Below are 15,730 nucleotides of genomic sequence, written 5' to 3'. Positions count from 1 at the left end.
CTGAATACGACCCGGCAAAAGAGGGGGGGAGCCGGGTCGCGCGGCAGGTCCGGGTGGGGTACCTGGGCTGCTGCCGCCGTGGAGATAGGATCGCCGTTGCTGGAATGTTTTTAAATCATTAATCGTGGCACTGATTGTTCCATTAAAGGAATGTTGATGGCCTTGAAACGGGCGGCGGTGTCCTTGGGGTGAGCGCGTTCAGACAGGCAAGCGTGGCGGCAGCGCTTCCTGTTCCAGCGCCAATGGCCGCAAGGCGAGCGCATCGGCGATGTGTTCCCAGCCGGCGCGGCGCGCGTGGTGCTGCATGGCGTGCAGGGTGCTGGTCGAAGGTGGGGCGGATGGCATGGCGGCTTCGATCACATCGCTGGGCGACATGCACCATGGCTGCAGCGTGCGACCGGCCGTGCGCGCGCTTTCGGCCAGCAATGCGGCGATGCGGAAGCCGCCCACGTCGATGTCGCCCCAGTGGTACACGGCGGCTTCGGCCGGCAAGCCGGCCAAGGCCAGGGCATACAGGTGGCGAAGGGCCGGCGACGGCATGCCTGCGGTCCACAGCAGCAGCCCGGGGTGGTCGTCAAGTCGCAAGGCCGCTTCGTGGAAGCTGGTGAGGTTCTCGATGGTCAGCAGCCAACGGGCATCGCTGGCCACCGCGCTGGCCATGCCGGGCGGCAGGCCCAGCCAGGGGCGACACGGCGACAGCCAGGCGTCCTCGATGGCGATGCGTGCACGTCCGGCCATGAGCAGGGGCTGCGGCATCGGCCGCAGGCCCAACGCGGACCAGATGTCGCGATCGTCCAGACCGGTGGCGGTGAGTTCACCGAAGTGCAGCAGCTCCAGCCAGCGGGTCAGCTGTTGAAGCCGCTTGCTGTCGCCGAACAGGCGCCGGCTCTCCTTGCGCAGCAGGCGATCCTGGCCGGAACCGGCGCGCAGATCGAGCACGGCGTGGGCCGCGTCGGCAAGGTCGGGCGCGGCATCGGGGCCGGCACCGCGGACGCTGCGACCGAGCGTCCAGCTGGCCAGGACTTCCCCGATGCACGGGAATTGCGCCGCATGCGCTGTCAACAGACGGTTGGCCGTGTCCACGCGCTGGCCCAGCAGCACGATACCGAGGTGCTGGGCCAGCCGGTCGAGGTCGCGCAGGCGCAGTTGCAGCAGGCGTGCTTCGGGCCCGCCGGGCCGCTCGCGGCGGATGGTTATGGCACCGGCGCGTTCGGCCAGGGCGATTTCGGCGTGGAAAACTTCGCGATCGGCATAGCCGGGCAATGCGCCGTAATCGCGTCCGTCGCGTCCATCCAGGGTCAGGGGCACGGATTCGTCGCGGCGTGCCGTGCGGGCGCGCTCGCCCTTGGCAAGCAGCTTCAGCAGCACGGTGCGCGCGGGTGTCGTGTCCGCGGGGCCCGTGACGCTGCTCATGTGCCGGACGCCAGCTCGGCGCGGACGCGTTCGGTTTCGCGCTCCAGCAGTTCGGGGTGGAGCGCGAACTGGTCGCTTTCCAGCAGTTCTCGGCCGGCATCGCGCACGAGCACCTGTTCCACCTGCAGCATGGCGCCGTCGCGGAACAGCTCGACATAGCTGTCCAGTACGCCGGTGAGCGTGCCCTGCGCGGTGTCGGGTGCCGCCAGCACCAGCTGCAGGCCGAGCGAGCGCAGGTAGTGGGTGGTGGCGCGGGCGTTCTGCGCGTCGATCTTGTCGCCGAACTCGTCGAGCATGATCACGCCGATGCCGCCCTGCTGGCCTTCGGCCTTGCCGTAGGCGGCGGCCAATGCGGCGCCGGCGATGACATACAGCGGGGCGCGGTGTTCGCCACCGGAGCCGGAGCGCATGCGTTCGCTGAGGGTGCCGATGACGCGGTCTTCCTGGCGGATGTCGACTTCGAAGTGGAAGAAGCGGCGGTAGTCATCCAGCGGCGAGGGGCGCGCGGGGCCGGTCTGGTCTTCGATCAGCTCGCGGAAGGCAGCCGGCACCTTGCCGGCGGTGCCGAACAGGTTGTCGCTTTCACCCACTTCGGCGGCGCGCTTGATGAAAGCATGCAGCTCGCGCAGCTCGGGCACCACTTCGAAACGGAAGCGATAGCGCTCGTTGTTGGAGAACGCCGGGCTGCGCGACAGGGTGCGGTTGAGCGTGTCCACCTGGTGGCGCAGGCGGGTGAAGTTGTCGAACAGCGCCGAGGCCACGTTGGCGCGGAAGGTGCTGACCGCGGTGCTGTAGGCCTCTTCCGCGGCGGCCTGGTGCTCCACCAGTTCGGTGTCGCGCAGGTGCGCGATGTCCTTGCGCAGCAGCGTGCCGGCGGCGCGCCAGTCCTGCGGTTCCAGGTCGATGGTAAGGCCGTGGTCGTGGCCGTACTGGCTCAGGCCGCGCCAGGCCTCGGGCAGCAGGTTGGCCAGTTCGTGGTCGGCGCCCTGGGCACGCTTGGCGCACAGGGCCAGGCGTTCGCCAAGGTCCGGCTGCTTTTCGTCCAGTTCGTCGCGGTGGCGTTCGACCAGGTTGGGGTCCACGTCGGGGTCGGCGAAGGCGGCGATGGCGGCACGGGCGATGGCGTCGGTCTGGGCGTTGAGCGCGTCCAACGCGGACACCGCCAGTTTGGTCGCCTCCTCGGTGCGGGTGGCTTCGCGCAACTGGTCTTCCACCTGCTGGCGCAGTGCGCCCACGCGCGTGCGTCCGGTTTCCACATGCTCGGCCAGGCGCAGCAGGTCCGGGTTGGCGAACGCGGCCTGGCTGTCGCGCAGCCGGTCGAGGCGGTCGAAAGCCTCGCGATGCTGGAGCAGGCGTGCGTGCACGGAACCGGCCATTTCGTCCGCACCGCCGAGGCGGGCCAACGCGGCGGCACATTCGGCCGCAGGGCGGGCTTCGCGCTGCAGGCGCTCGTGTTCGATGATGGCGGATTCCAGGTCGCCGCGCAGCAGGCGCTGGCGCTCGCGGTCGTTGGCGGCGCCGATGCGCAGTTCGCCCGCCGCGGGCAGGCGCAGGCGCTCGACGCCGCCGCCCTTGGCGAGCAGGCCGTCGCGCGAGAGGCCGTGGCGGCTCTGCACCACTTCGGCATCGGTGTCGACGCGGCGCACGTCGCCCAGCTGGCGGCGCAGGTAGGCGATGGCGTCCGGATCGTCGCCGCCGATCAGGGACGCGACGAGTTCGTCGGCTGGCGTGTTGGCCGCATGGCGGCGGGCATGGCTGGCCAGCGCCAGTTTTGCGCCATAGACGGCACGATTGCCCTGCAGGCCGCGTACCAGGCGCACGGCGTGCTCCTCGTGCTCGGGCGGCACCAGCAGCGCTTCGGCATGCGTGCGCAGGTAAGCCTCGATGGCGGGTTGCCACTCGCGGTCGGTGACCCGCACGAGATCGCAGACCGGACGCGCGGGGATGCCTTCTTCCTGCAGGTAGGTGAGCAGGCGCAGCACGTCGGAACGCAGTTCGGCCTTGCCTGCGCCGAGGCGCTCCAGGTTGGCGCGCAGCGATTTGACCCGGTCGTGGGCGGCATCGATGGCGTTGTGCTGTTCGCGGTCGTGCGCGGCGACGGCGCGTACCACCGGCTCGGCCAGGCGCAGGGCTTCGTGCAGGCGGCCGTGCAGGGCTTCGGGATCGGCGGCGATGGCGGCATCGCCAGGGAGCGCGGCCAGGCTTTCGTACAGAGACTGCCAGGGTGCGATGGCGCGCTGCAGGAGATTGCCATCGAGGGTGGGCAGCTGCAGGCGGCCCGCGGTCTGGAGCAGGTCGCGCACCAGCATGGTGTCGCGCAGCAGCGACTTCTTCAGGCGCGTCAGTTCCTCGCGGTCGCGGGCGGCGAGACCGTCGAAACTGGACTGTTCGTTGTAGCCCTGCGTGCCATGCAGGCGCGACTGGGCCTCTTCCAGTTCGGACTCTGCCACGCGCAGGCCGCTGCGCGCGCCTTCCAGCGCGCGCTGGGCCTGCGCGGCGCGGTCGTTGGCGTCCTGCACGGCCTGTTCGGCGGCATCCACCGCTTCGCCGTGGGCGTCGCGACGGTACTCGGCGGCGAGGGCGCGGTAGCTGGCGCTGCGGGTGGCAAGCGCGGCCACCTTGCGGTACTGCGCGTCCACCACTTCGGCCTCGTCGATGCGGCGGGCGACCTGTTCGATGCGTTCCTTGATCTGGCGGAACCCGTCGAGCAGCGCGCGGAAGCGGGCGATGTCGGTGGGGCGCTCCTCGGCCACGAGGGTGCGCACGAACAGGTCGATGTCGTCCACGCGCTGCAGGTTGAGCGCGTTGCGGAAGGCCTTGCGCCAGGCGCCGGCGTCCAGGTGCGCGTTGGGTGAGGGCCGCAGGCGGTGCAGGAGGTCCTTGACGAAGCGGTCGCTGCTGGCATGCAGCTCGGCCGCGGTGCCGCGGTCCTTGCAGCGGCGCGAGATCAACTCGCGGAACCTGGCCCACTCCAACGGGAGTTCGTGGCCGTCGATGCGCTCCAGGTGGTCGTCCAGTGCGAGGTCGACGTGCGGCAGCAGGTAGAGGCCATGGATGCGGTGGTCGGGCTCATCGGCGGAGGCGCCCAGTGCGATGCCGGCGGTCAGCGGCTCGCCGGTGGCCTCGTCGCGGAACACCAGGCTGATGTAGGTAGTGGCGGTGCGACGGGCGCGGCCGTCGTCGCCAGTGCGGTATACGCCCAGGCAGTAGTCGCGGATGGTGCGCGCGCGGTGGCTGCCGCCGGCCTGGGCGTTGAAGCGGATCTGGTTGCGGTCGCCGCCCAGCAGCACGATCTGCAGGGCATCGAGCAGGGCGCTCTTGCCGGCGCCGTTGGGGGCGATGACGGCGGTGGTGCGGTCCAGTTCCAGGGTCTGCGCCTGGAACAGGAAGAACTGGACGAGGTGCACGCGCTCAAGCAGGAACATGAGAGCTGCCTCCTTCAGTCATGGCCGGGGTCGAGGCGACAGCATCCGCCCCATCAACGTCGGAGTGAACCGGATTTGCGGATTGGTCGTTCGACTCACGGTCCTCGCCGACGTCGTCCTCATGGCCCCCGCCGTCGTCCTCCATATCGTCGTCCAGGTTGTGCTGGTCCAGCCGCTGCAACCACTGCGGGCCGATGATCTCGACAATGGCGGGACGCACCACGATGCGGAACGGCTGCAGGTCGCCAGGCTCGCTTTCCTCCTCGCGGCACAGTGCCCAGCGGCGTGCGGTGCGCAACAGGTCGCGCAGCGCGCCAAGCTCCGGCATCGGGCGGCTGGTCAGGGCGAGCCATGCCTCCTGCAGGTCCGGCAGTTCGACGGTCACCTCGCCGTGTTCCTCCACCTCGCCGCGGCGCATGGCCTGGTCGTAGCGCTGGCGCAGGACGAGGGCGAGCAGCGTCTCGTTGAGCGAAACCGCGACGCCTTCGGCATGCGCGGGCAGGGCGACGATGTAGCGGAAGTGCGCGTTGCGCTCCAGACGGATGCCCAGCGGTTCCAGCGCGGCGGCGAAGTCACCCAGCCAGGTTTCGACCAGGTGGTAGGCGTTGCGGGAACGGCGGTCGCTGGCGTACAGCACCTGTTCGGTGACCAGGCGGTAAGCGGCGCGCTCGAAGTCCTGCGGCGTGTAGGTGCCGCCGGACTGCTGGCTGAGGTGGGCCCAGGATCGTTTCATGCGGCGTGTCTCGTGCGGCGCAGGGTGAAGCGCGGCGTGTCGAGGTGGTGGTTGGCGGTGCGGGCGCGGTGGTCGAGTTCGACGTCGAAGCCGCGCAGCATGCGTCGCAGCGGGTCGTCGCGTCGCAGGCCGCCGTTGCGATGGCTGCGCAGCGCCAGCGTGGTGAGCACCTGGTAGGCGCGCAGGTCGGCGATGCTGTCGATGGCCAGTTCGTCGGAGGCGACGCGCTCGCGGCCGCCGAGGTGACGATCGACGTAGCGCGCGAGGTCTTCCGGCAGCACCTGGCGCACGCGTTTCATCTGCCGCAGCAGGTGCATGCGGGCCAGCTGTTCCGGCGTGGGCGGGGTGGTGACGTTGGCGGTGCGCGGAATGGGGCGCGAGCGGGTGCGCGGGGCACGCAGGCGGCTTTCGTCCAGCAGCGGGCCGGGCGCGACGGGCAGGCGCAGGGCGCTTTCGGGCGCGGCGAGGGCGCCGCGGCAGGCGCGCTGCAGCAGCACGTCGAAGCGGTCGGGCGCGCGCAGGCGGTAGTCGAGGAAGGCGAGGGCGCGGCGGTTGGCCTGGCGGATGTCCTCGTCCAGCCGCTCCAGGTATTCGGCGATGCGGTCCAGTTCGCGCAGGCGGCGCAGGCTGCGCTCCAGGCGCCACGCGGCGCGCTCGGCGTCGTGGCCGGGGGTGCGTTCCTGGTACCAGTGCAGCAGGCGCGTGCGATGGTCGGAGTGCTCGATATCGCGCACCAGGCCCAGCACCGCGGTGCGGCGCGCCAGCGGGTGGTCGGCGTTGTGCAGTTGCGCGTAGTCGCCGATGAACAGTTCGGTGACGTAGCGCTCGAACAGCTGGCGGGCGAACTGCGCGGTGCTGCCGGCCTTGATCAGCTCCGGCATCAGGTCGCGTACCCGCACACTGATGGTAGCGACGTGCGACAGCAGGCCGCGGGTCTGGTCGGCCGCTTCGTCCAGCGCATCGCCGCCGGCATCGTGCTCCACCACCTGGCGCAGCAGCAGTTCCACCGAGCGGATCTTGGCGCCCAGGAACGCGGGGCCGCGTTCGGCGAAGTCCCACAGCGTGCCCAGCAGCAATCCCACGGCCTGGGTCATGGTGGCCATCTCGCGCACGCCTACGCGCTCCTGGCGCAACCAGCCAGCAGCGCGCAGGCGGTCGTAGATGGCATTGGCGCGCAGGGTCAGCGGTGTGTCGGGTGATTCGCCCTCGTCGTCTTCCCATGGGTCGTCGCTGATCAGCCAGCGTTCGATGGCGCCGGTAAGTTCGCGGCGCGGGTAGCCGTCGCTGGGTGGCAACGGTGCGTCGGGGCCGAAATACTCGGCGTACAGGCGGCCGAGGATGCTCCAGTAATGCAGGCGGTTGGGCGAGGCCAATGGGCCGAACAGGCCGTCGGGCAGGTGGGCGAACAGTGCGGGCGTTGGGTCTGAGCCGCTCAATCCGGCCTTCCTCGGTGCATCGTGGAGCCCGAATCATATGCCAGCAGGGCTCCGCGCCCGGCCTTCGAGGAAAAAATCGCAAAAAAACCTGCACAAACCGCTTGGCAGCGTGCGTTTGCTGCCCTACATTCGCATTGCCAAGGGGTTACTGGCACCAAACAACCTGTTTTTTTCCGATTCCCATGGGGAACAAGATGGCAACGAAGAAGAAAGCTGCTGCTCCGAAGAAGGCTGCTGCCAAGAAGCCGGCCGCCAAGAAGGCCGCTGTCAAGAAGGCTGCACCGAAGGCTGCCGCCAAGGCTGCACCTAAGGCCGCGCCGAAGTCGATCAAGGACGTGCTGAGCAAGTCGCAGCTGGTCGCGCACCTGTCCGAGGCGTCCGGCGTGCTCGCCAAGGACGTGCGCCAGATCCTGAGCTCGCTCGAAGAGGTCGTGGCTGCGTCGGTGAACAAGAAGGGCGCGGGTGCGTTCACCCTGCCGGGCCTGCTGAAGATCACCGTGGTCAAGGTGCCGGCCAAGCCGAAGCGCAAGGGCGTCAACCCCTTCACGAAGGAAGAGCAGTGGTTCGCGGCCAAGCCGGCCACCGTCAAGGTGAAGGTACGTCCGCTGAAGAAGCTGAAGGACGCCGCGGCCTGATGACCGCAGGGGCGGGCCGGGATCCGGTCCGCTCCGCTCCACGAAACGGCTGCTCCGCGAGGGGTGGCCGTTTTGTTTGGGTGACATGCAGCGTCCTCTGATCCCGGACCCCGTTGATGGTTGAGGCGGAACGGTGATTCAGTGGAAGTCGCGTGAGCCGCCCGTAGCCAGCGTGCCCAGCAGTTCACTGGCATCCTGCAGCCGTTCGGCAATCAGGTGTTGCACGCCGTCCTGGCGTTCCAGCCGGCCTTCGACCACCAGCAGGCGTGACTCCAGGAACACCCGGCGCTGGCGCTCGGCCAGGTGCCGCCAGACGACCACGTTGGTGGTGCCGTCCTCGTCTTCCAGCGACATGAAAGTGACTCCGCTGGCGGTGGCTGGACGTTGCCGCAGCGTGACCAGGCCCGCGGTGCGCACGCGGCGGCCGTGCGGCAGGGCTTCCAGTTCGGAGGAGCGTTTGCAGCGTCGCGCGACGAGGGCTTTGCGGATCATCGCCAACGGATGGCGGCCCAAAGTAGTGCCGGTAGTGGCGTAATCCAGGGTCAGGTCCTCGCCGGCGGTGGGCATGGGCAGCGCGATGGCGTGCTCGGACGTGGGGGGCGCATCGGCGAAGAGCGGCAGCTGTGGCTCCACCCCGGCAATGGCCCAGCGGGCGCGATGACGATGACCGCTAAGTGCCTTCAACGCACCGGCATCGGCCAGCAGGCTGCGATGCTGTTCGTCCAATGCGGCGCGGCGGCACAGGTCGTCCACGTCGGTAAAAGCACGGTGCTGGCGGGCGGTGTGCAACTGCAACGCCGCGTTCTCGGAAAACCCCTGCACCATGCGCAGGCCAAGACGAATGGCGGGTGATGGATCGTGTGAGGCCGCCTGCATCGTGGCGATGCCCGGGGAGCGCGTTACCGATGACGAGGGTGTGTGAGCGGAAAATTCCAGCGTGCAGTCCCACTCGCTGTAGCGCACGTCCACCGGCAGCACGCGGATGCGGTGGCGGCGCGCATCCTGCAGCAACTGGTCGGCACTGTAGAAGCCCATCGGCAGGCTGTTGATCAGGCTGCAGGTGAAGGCCGCGCCTTCGTGGCATTTGAGCCAGCTGCTGGCATAGCTGAGCAGGGCGAAACTGGCGGCGTGCGACTCGGGGAAGCCGTACTCGCCGAATCCCTTGATCTGGCTGAAGATGCGTTCGGCATACTCCAGCGAAAAGCCGTTGCGCAGCAGACCGGCAGTGAGCTTCTCTCGATGCGGCTCCAGGCCGCCGCGGCGCTGCCAGGCGGCCATGTCGCGACGCAGTTTGTCGGCTTCACCGCCGGTGTAGTCGGCGCCGACGATGGCCAGCTGCATCACCTGCTCCTGGAACAGTGGCACGCCAAGCGTGCGTGCGAACACCTTCTCCAGCTTCGGCGGGTAGTCGATGGGTTCCTCTCCGTTACGACGGCGCAGGTAGGGGTGGACCATGTCGCCCTGGATCGGGCCGGGACGCACGATCGCCACCTGGATCACCAGGTCGTAGAAACTCCTGGGCCGCAGCCGCGGCAGCATCGCCATCTGCGCGCGCGACTCGATCTGGAATACGCCCACGGTGTCGGCCCGCGAGATCATCTCGTAGGTGGTTTTGTCCTCGGTGGGAATGGTGGCGAGGGTGTAGTCGCCACGGTCGTGCCTGCGCAGCAGGTCCAGCGTCTTGCGGATTGCGGTAAGCATGCCCAGCGCGAGGCAGTCGACTTTCATCAGCCCCATCGTGTCCAGGTCGTTCTTGTCCCACTGGATCACGGTGCGGTTGTCCATGGCGGCGTTTTCCACGGGCACCAGCGTGCTCAACGGGTGCTCGGAGATGACGAAGCCGCCGGGGTGTTGTGAGAGGTGGCGGGGGAAATCGATCAGTTCGGCGGTCAGGGCGATGACCCGCTGCATCAGCGGTGAATCGGGGTCGAAGCCGCGTTCGCGAAGGTACTCGGGGATGGGCGCACGGCCACCCCAGCGGTCCATGGTGGCGGCCAGTTCGTTGACCTGGTCGGGCGGCAGGCCCAGCACCTTGGCCACGTCGCGGATGGCGCTGCGGCCGCGGTAGCTGATGGCCACGGCGGTCAGAGCGGCGCGCCCGCGGCCGTAGCGCTCGAACACGTACTGCAGCACTTCCTCGCGGCGCTCGTGCTCGAAGTCGATGTCGATGTCGGGCGGTTCGTTGCGCTCCACCGAGATGAAGCGCTCGATCAACATGCTGCCGCGCACCGGGTCGATGGCGGTCACGCCCAGCGCGTAGCAGACCACCGAGTTGGCCGCCGAGCCGCGCCCCTGGCACAGGATGCCGCGGCTGCGGGCGAAGCGGACGATGTCGTGCACGGTGAGGAAATACGACTCGTAGTCGAGTTTGGCGATGAGTGCCAGTTCGTATTCGATCTTGTCGCGGGTTTCCTGGTCGGGGCCTTCGGGCCAGCGGCCGGGGATGCCATCGGTGACCAGTTGGCGCAACCAGGAAGTGGGCGTTTCGCCTTCGGGCACCAGTTCACGCGGATATTCGTAGCGCAGCTGGTCCATCGTGAAGGTACAGCGCTCGGCGATGCGCAGGGTTTCGCGCAGCAGTTCAGCGGGGTGGATGGCGGCCAGTGCATTGCGCGTGCGCAGGTGGCGCTCGCCGTTGGGGAACAGGTGGGCGCCGGCCTCGGCCAGCGTGCAGCGATGGCGGATGGCGGTGAGGGTGTCCTGCAGGGCGCGACGGCGGCGCACGTGCATGTGCGCGTCGCCGGTGGCCACGGCGGGCAGGTTGCAGCAGCGGGCGAGGTCCAGCAGGCGTTGCAGGCGCGTGGCGTCATCGGGACCGTGGTGCAATTCCACTGCCAGCCATGCGCGGCCTGGGAAGTGGTGGTGCAGCCATTTTGCCGCGGGGGGGAGACCAGCTTGTGGCGCCATGGGCCCGGCCCCCTTGCCCCTTTCGGCGTGCACACAGTCTTTCACCGAAGGGCGGGTCAATGCGGATGCGTCGACCGGTGGCGCAATGTTGATCTCTGGCAGCTCATGCTCGCCGGGCACCCAAAGGGCCAGCAATCCATCCAGCCCCGGGCGATCGAAGTCCTCGCGCAGCAACCGGTACTCACCCTTGGGCGCACGTCGCCGCGCATCGGTGATCAGCCCGCACAATGCGGTGTAACCAGCCTGCGTGGCCACCAGCAGCACCAGCTTCGGCCCGTCCTCCACGCGCACCTCGCTGCCCACGATCAGGGGCAGGCCGGTTTCCTGCGAGGCTTCGAAGGCGCGCACGATGCCGGCCAGGCTGCATTCGTCGGTGATGGCCAGTGCGCGATAGCCCAGTGCATGCGCGCGTTCGAACAACTCCTTCGCTACCGACGCACCCCGCTGGAAGCTGAAGGCGGACAGGCAGTGCAACTCGGCGTAATCGGGCCAGGCCTGGGCTTCGATGGCCCGCAAGGTGGGGTCGGCGGTGAAGATGCGGGGCGATGGCAGGTGCGGTGTCATGTGTCAGGTGCCGTGACAATGCCCCGATGGCCATCGCCGGATTGCACGACTTCATCTTGAAATCAGGCTTTTCCGCCGCAGGGCCTCAAGCGTTTCGGATACGGGGGGCGTGGCGTCGCCATGGTCGGAGACAAGTCGAGCCAACGCCTCGACGTCATGTGTTCCATCCAGCAACGAAAGCACCTGGTGCTCGGCCGGGGTCAAATCCACACTTTCATGCCAGAGGTTGGCGATGTCGGGCGAATGACCTTTCTCCAACGTCTGCAGCATTCTTCGCGCCGAGGGCTCCAAGGTCGGGCGGGAGGGCACAGCACCGGCGAGCGGTACCGCCTCCATGCGGATCCTGGCCAGGCCTCGCATGACGAGGTATTCGAGCAGTTCATCGACAGCGTGGGGAATCTGGCTGAGGTCCATGCCAGCCAATCCGGTGGAAAGCGTGCTTGCCCGCTCAACCAGTTCATCGCGCGTGACCGAGCCGGGCCAGGCATCGGTGAGCGTATCCACCGCGTGCTTCAATGCGCCATGCGTGAGTTCCAGGGAGGGCGTCCTGCCCGCACCATAGCCTTGGGGGGTGCCATCAAAGGTGCTTGAGCCACTCCGGCAGGGCAGGTTGGCGGAGTAGTGGAGCGAGTGGAGCCGAGTCCGCTCCATTCGGAACGCCTTGGAAGCGCCAGCCGTCACCTTCGCCAATATGGTCTGGCGGAACGCACGGTTGACCGCGAAATCCAGGTATTGCTCCATCCTTACCTGGTCGTGGCCAAAGGTTCGACTCAAAGCGTTTGCCATGTTCGCACCGTAATTGGCTGGAACCATCATCGAGGGCTCGGCCTCGGCAAGGTAAGCCAACCCATATTCGGCAGCGCGCGCCACGAAATCCTGGAAATAACACGGCAGGTTGTAGGGCTCCAGGTACTCATGCGCAAGATACTGGTCTCCCGCCCCCTTGATCAGGGCTGCACTTTCCGTCAGTGCAGCCGACATGACGCTTCCCGGTGCTACTGCCTGTTGCAGGAATCCCACCATGGCCTTTGCATGGGCGATCCGTTCCACTGCCGATGTGCATTGGCTCGCATGCAGCAGCATCGCGTCGCGGATCATTTCCTTGCCTTTCCACCCCGGATAGGTGTTGTAGCTGACGAAGGCCAGCCCTCCGGATGCAAGGTTTTGGCCGAAGATTCGCAACATGGCCTCTTGCACCTGTGGTGGAACCCAGCTGTACAGTCCATGGCAGATGATGTAGTCGAACTCCCCGAGGGCTTCACTTTCCAGCTGGGCCAGATCCGCCTGGATGAACTCAATGTTGTCCAGCCCTACCTCGCGCGCGCGGGCTCGTGCCATCTCAACCTGTACGTCCGACAGATCCACGCCCACGGCGCGCATTCCCGGGTTGCGAATTGCCGCGGGAATCAGGTTGCCACCAGCCGCCGCCCCCAGCTCCAATACCCGGGCCGTGCCCACGGATGGCGCCGAGTGTCCGAAAATGTGGGCAATCGCCTGCAGTTGTTCCGGCGCGCTGTGGGGATAAGCGTGGGACGAGTATGGAAACTGGTTGTAGTACGCGCGGACCTGTTCGATTGTCGTGGCCATTTTCAAGACAAGTGGAGATAACGTGTGGCCTATTATGCAAGGCGGAGGTGATTCGCATCTCATGCGAACCACCCATGCAGGGTCCACGGCCCGTGCGTACCCGCGGGGCACCACGCCCAGCCGCGCTGTCCCGTGCCGGTCTCTATCAGGTAATAGTCACGGCGTGCGTCCCCGTCATCCCACCAACCCGATTCGATGCGTTCGGGGCCCGCGAGCAGGCGCAGACCGTGGTCGGGCAGGGGGTGGGGCTCGGATAGCAGCCAACCCGGGCGAAGCCGTGGAATGGGGATGCCGTTGTCGAGTTCTCCCGGCAATGGGGTGATGACCTCGACACTGGACGATACAGCTGATGTGCGGACTCGTCTGGATACAGGTGGCTTTATCGTCAGCGCATCGTCACGATCCAGACGTCGCCATGCGTGTTCGGGGCGATGGTCCGCCTGCACGGCCAAACCATGCACCGCGTCATCGCCCAGACGGGCGCGCAGGCGTTCGCGCAACTGCAGCCATGGCACGGCCTGCTGCGGGCGCAGGTCGAACAGATCGCGGCGCGCGGGAACGAACGATGGCAGTTCGCGTGCCAGCAGGCGCAGGCCCCGTACCGGTGCGGGTACGCGTGCCTGTTCCAGCCGGCCGCGAGCCAGTTCAAACAACACGCTGGCCTCGCGCTCGGGGGCCAGTAGGCCGACCACCACTTCGGTATCGGTGCGACGGTCATGCTCCAGCCGCAGCACGAACCGTTGCACGCCACCGTCGCGCCCGGCGAGGAACGCCGCCAGGTCGGCGGTCAGCCGACGTAGCGGGAACAGCAGGGCTTGGCTGGATTCGACTTCGTGTTCCAGTTCGATGCGCGAATCGAAACGGTCGGGTGGCCGGTAATGGCGCAGGGGTGCCTCCTGCAGGCCACGCACGGTGTCCAGCCAGGACAGCAGGTCCCTGGGGAAGCGTCGCGCCAGCCCGTCACGAGGCAGGGCGAATACCTGCTGCAACCGGCGCAGGCCCATGCGCGAAAGCGCGGTGGCCACCTCCGAAGGCAGCCCCGCGCGATCCACCGGAATGCGGCCCAGCCCGGTCACCAGGTCGTCGTCGTCCAACGCCAGCCCATCGCCCACGTTGCCCAGCAGGCGCGCGGCCTGCGGGTTGGGCGCCAAGGTGATGCGATGGCGAATGCCCAGCGCCTGCAACTCCTCGCGCAAGCGGGCCTCGAAGCGCGGCCATGGACCGAACAGCTTCAGGCTGCCACCCACCTCCAGCACGACGGCGTGTGGCAGGTCGGTGCTGACCTGCGAGCTGAACCCGTAGGCCCATGCTGCCAACAACCGGCGGAGACGTTCGGTGGCCTCGGGGTCATGTTCGACGGTGGTGAAGCCGCTGCACAACGCCTGCGCCGCGGCCCAGCCCATGCCCGCGCGCAAGCCGAGGGTCTTGGCAGCCGGATTCACCGCATGCAGCACGCGCCGTTGCGCTGGCCCGGTGAGCAGCGCCAACGGTTCGTGCGGTGAAGGGTGGCGGCGGAGGACGCCATCCAGCGCCAGTTGCGGCAGCAGCAGACAAGCCCAGTGCATGTGCGCTCCGCATCAATGCGCGACGCGCAGCGGAAGCGGGTGCGCCGGGACGGCACCGCCGCGACACTTGAGCACGCGCACGCGGGCCGGTTCACCTTCCCGCGAACGGCCTTCCAGTAGCAGGCGCAGCGCGGCCGGGGAGGGATTGCGCGCCGCTTGCGGATCACGGAAGGCAAAGCCCAGGCACTGTCCGGTTTCCGCCGCTACCTGCAGACGGCGCAGGGCGCGATCGTTGGCTTTTTCCGGCCAGCACAGCACCGCCGCGCACGCGGCCGAGCGCAGGCACTGCTCGGCGGCCCACAGTGCGTCGCGGCCTTCGCAGCGGACCACCTGCAGGTTGGGCAGGTGCACGCCCGCGGCCTGCCATGCCGGGGCATACGGCAACCACGGCGGTGCCACCACGGCGATGACGCGCCCGTCTGCTGTCTGCAGCGACGCCTGAGGCGCCGACAACCGCGCCAGCGTGGGCCACAGCAGTTGCAACTCGCCCATACCCGGTGCGGGCAACAGCAACTCGGTCAGCGCTGCCTCCGGCCAGCCGCCGGTGGGCAGGGCCGCATCCAGCGCGCCATGGCCGGTTGGACAGGTGGACAACGGCATCGCATGCGACTGCCCGCGCCATACCCGGCGCGCATCCAGCAGGGCTTCCAGTGGCATCACCGCACCCATGCTCACCCCTGCCGCACCAGGCCGCAGTAGATGCCTTCAATGGCGAAGTCGGCGCCGGCCGGCACCTCGATGGGCGCGAAGTCCGGGTTGCGCGGCAACAGGCGCAGGTGCCCCGTGCGCAACTCCAGCCGCTTGATGGTGATCTCACCGTCGATCCGCGCCACCACCACCTGGCCGTTGCGCGCCTCACTGGTACGGTGCACGGCCACCAGATCGCCGTCGAAGATGCCGTCCTCGCGCATCGAGTCACCCTTTACCCGCAGCAGGTAGTCGGGGGTGGGGGAGAACAGCACCCGGTCAATGAGGATCTCCGCATCGCTGCCGATATCGGCAGCGATGGGTGGGCCGGCCGCCACCTGGCCCAGCACCGGCAGGCGCAATTGCTCGGGGCGGGCACGTCGCCGCGGTCGCCGCTCCACCAGCCGGATACCGCGCGCCTGGCCCGGCACGCGCTCGATGGCGCCCGCGTCCTCCAGCGCCCTGAGGTGGTAGCCCGCCGACTTGTTCTGGCGGAAACCAAAGGCTGCGGCGATCTCCAGCTGGCTGGGCGGCACGCCGTCGGTCTCCACCCGCTGGCGGATGAAGTCGAGGATGGCGCGTTGGGTGTCGGTCAGGCTCATGTGACTAATATTAGTCATAACCGGGCGCGATGGGGTGAACAGGGAGGGCACCGGGCCAGCCTGCCGACCGACGGTCTCACGGACCGCGACGCAAACGGTTGGACGCTGCCCACACCGCGCATTGCCATTGCGGGGTGCGCGCACTTTTCCACACGTGACAGGCGTTGACGGCCGTC

The 15,730-nt window shown here is 68.1% G+C and carries 10 protein-coding genes; 1 reads left to right on the top strand and 9 read right to left on the bottom strand.

From position 1 onward, the window contains the following. Positions 1-198 precede the first annotated feature (198 nt). Genes IP93_RS07265 through IP93_RS07250 form a run of 4 tightly spaced genes read right to left on the bottom strand, consistent with a single transcriptional unit; the run spans position 199 to position 7,007 of the window. Entirely contained in the window at positions 199-1,413 is a 1,215-nt protein-coding gene (locus IP93_RS07265; protein ID WP_144813844.1) for a Wadjet anti-phage system protein JetD domain-containing protein, read from the bottom strand. Continuing rightward, the gene (locus IP93_RS07260) at positions 1,410-4,838 is read right to left on the bottom strand and encodes an SbcC/MukB-like Walker B domain-containing protein (protein WP_144813841.1); all 3,429 of its coding nucleotides are present in this window, start codon (positions 4,836-4,838) and stop codon (positions 1,410-1,412) included. The genes IP93_RS07265 and IP93_RS07260 overlap by 4 nt, the downstream gene beginning before the upstream one ends. Continuing rightward, positions 4,825-5,571 (bottom strand): DUF4194 domain-containing protein, encoded by a 747-nt coding sequence (locus tag IP93_RS07255; RefSeq protein WP_144813840.1) that lies wholly within the window; start codon positions 5,569-5,571, stop codon positions 4,825-4,827. The genes IP93_RS07260 and IP93_RS07255 overlap by 14 nt, the downstream gene beginning before the upstream one ends. Next, a complete protein-coding gene (locus IP93_RS07250; RefSeq protein ID WP_144813837.1) occupies positions 5,568-7,007 on the bottom strand; it encodes a Wadjet anti-phage system protein JetA family protein in 1,440 nt (479 codons plus the stop codon). Before IP93_RS07250 ends, IP93_RS07255 begins: the two co-directional genes overlap by 4 nt. Positions 7,008-7,201: 194 nt before the next feature. On the opposite strand from IP93_RS07250, the gene IP93_RS07245 reads away from it, so the two are divergent. After that, the gene (locus IP93_RS07245) at positions 7,202-7,642 is read left to right on the top strand and encodes an HU family DNA-binding protein (protein ID WP_144813834.1); all 441 of its coding nucleotides are present in this window, start codon (positions 7,202-7,204) and stop codon (positions 7,640-7,642) included. 138 nt (positions 7,643-7,780) lie between these two features. Here IP93_RS07245 and IP93_RS07240 read toward each other — a convergent pair whose 3' ends face one another. From IP93_RS07240 to lexA, 5 genes are read right to left on the bottom strand one after another with little or no spacing between them, the layout of a single operon-like run. Continuing rightward, a complete protein-coding gene (locus tag IP93_RS07240) occupies positions 7,781-11,113 on the bottom strand; it encodes an error-prone DNA polymerase (protein WP_144813832.1) in 3,333 nt (1,110 codons plus the stop codon). A gap of 51 nt (positions 11,114-11,164) precedes the next feature. Continuing rightward, complete coding sequence (locus IP93_RS07235; protein ID WP_158636297.1) at positions 11,165-12,700, bottom strand: class I SAM-dependent methyltransferase; 1,536 nt, start codon at positions 12,698-12,700, stop codon at positions 11,165-11,167. A 59-nt stretch (positions 12,701-12,759) separates the two neighbouring features. Beyond that, entirely contained in the window at positions 12,760-14,265 is a 1,506-nt protein-coding gene (locus IP93_RS07230; RefSeq protein WP_144813827.1) for a Y-family DNA polymerase, read from the bottom strand. A 12-nt stretch (positions 14,266-14,277) separates the two neighbouring features. Then, a complete protein-coding gene (gene imuA, locus IP93_RS07225) occupies positions 14,278-14,934 on the bottom strand; it encodes a translesion DNA synthesis-associated protein ImuA (RefSeq protein ID WP_144813826.1) in 657 nt (218 codons plus the stop codon). A gap of 2 nt (positions 14,935-14,936) precedes the next feature. Further along, positions 14,937-15,554 carry a transcriptional repressor LexA gene (lexA, locus tag IP93_RS07220; protein ID WP_144813823.1) on the bottom strand — a complete coding sequence of 206 codons (618 nt, stop codon included), beginning with the start codon at positions 15,552-15,554 and terminating at the stop codon, positions 14,937-14,939. Positions 15,555-15,730: the final 176 nt, after the last annotated feature.

The organism is Aerolutibacter ruishenii (assembly GCF_007830115.1).
GTDB classification, from domain to species: Bacteria; Pseudomonadota; Gammaproteobacteria; order Xanthomonadales; family Xanthomonadaceae; genus Aerolutibacter; species Aerolutibacter ruishenii.
This window is presented reverse-complemented; position numbering and strand designations above follow the sequence as displayed.

Bases quoted from the DNA above. Each gene is read 5' to 3' on its own strand.
- IP93_RS07265 (WP_144813844.1), bottom strand. From the start codon at position 1,413: ATGAGCAGCGTCACGGGCCCCGCGGACACGACACCCGCGCGCACCGTG.
- IP93_RS07260 (WP_144813841.1), bottom strand. From the start codon at position 4,838: ATGTTCCTGCTTGAGCGCGTGCACCTCGTCCAGTTCTTCCTGTTCCAG.
- IP93_RS07255 (WP_144813840.1), bottom strand. From the start codon at position 5,571: ATGAAACGATCCTGGGCCCACCTCAGCCAGCAGTCCGGCGGCACCTAC.
- IP93_RS07245 (WP_144813834.1), top strand. From the start codon at position 7,202: ATGGCAACGAAGAAGAAAGCTGCTGCTCCGAAGAAGGCTGCTGCCAAG.
- IP93_RS07240 (WP_144813832.1), bottom strand. From the start codon at position 11,113: ATGACACCGCACCTGCCATCGCCCCGCATCTTCACCGCCGACCCCACC.
- IP93_RS07235 (WP_158636297.1), bottom strand. From the start codon at position 12,700: ATGGCCACGACAATCGAACAGGTCCGCGCGTACTACAACCAGTTTCCA.
- IP93_RS07230 (WP_144813827.1), bottom strand. From the start codon at position 14,265: ATGCACTGGGCTTGTCTGCTGCTGCCGCAACTGGCGCTGGATGGCGTC.
- imuA (WP_144813826.1), bottom strand. From the start codon at position 14,934: ATGGGTGCGGTGATGCCACTGGAAGCCCTGCTGGATGCGCGCCGGGTA.
- lexA (WP_144813823.1), bottom strand. From the start codon at position 15,554: ATGAGCCTGACCGACACCCAACGCGCCATCCTCGACTTCATCCGCCAG.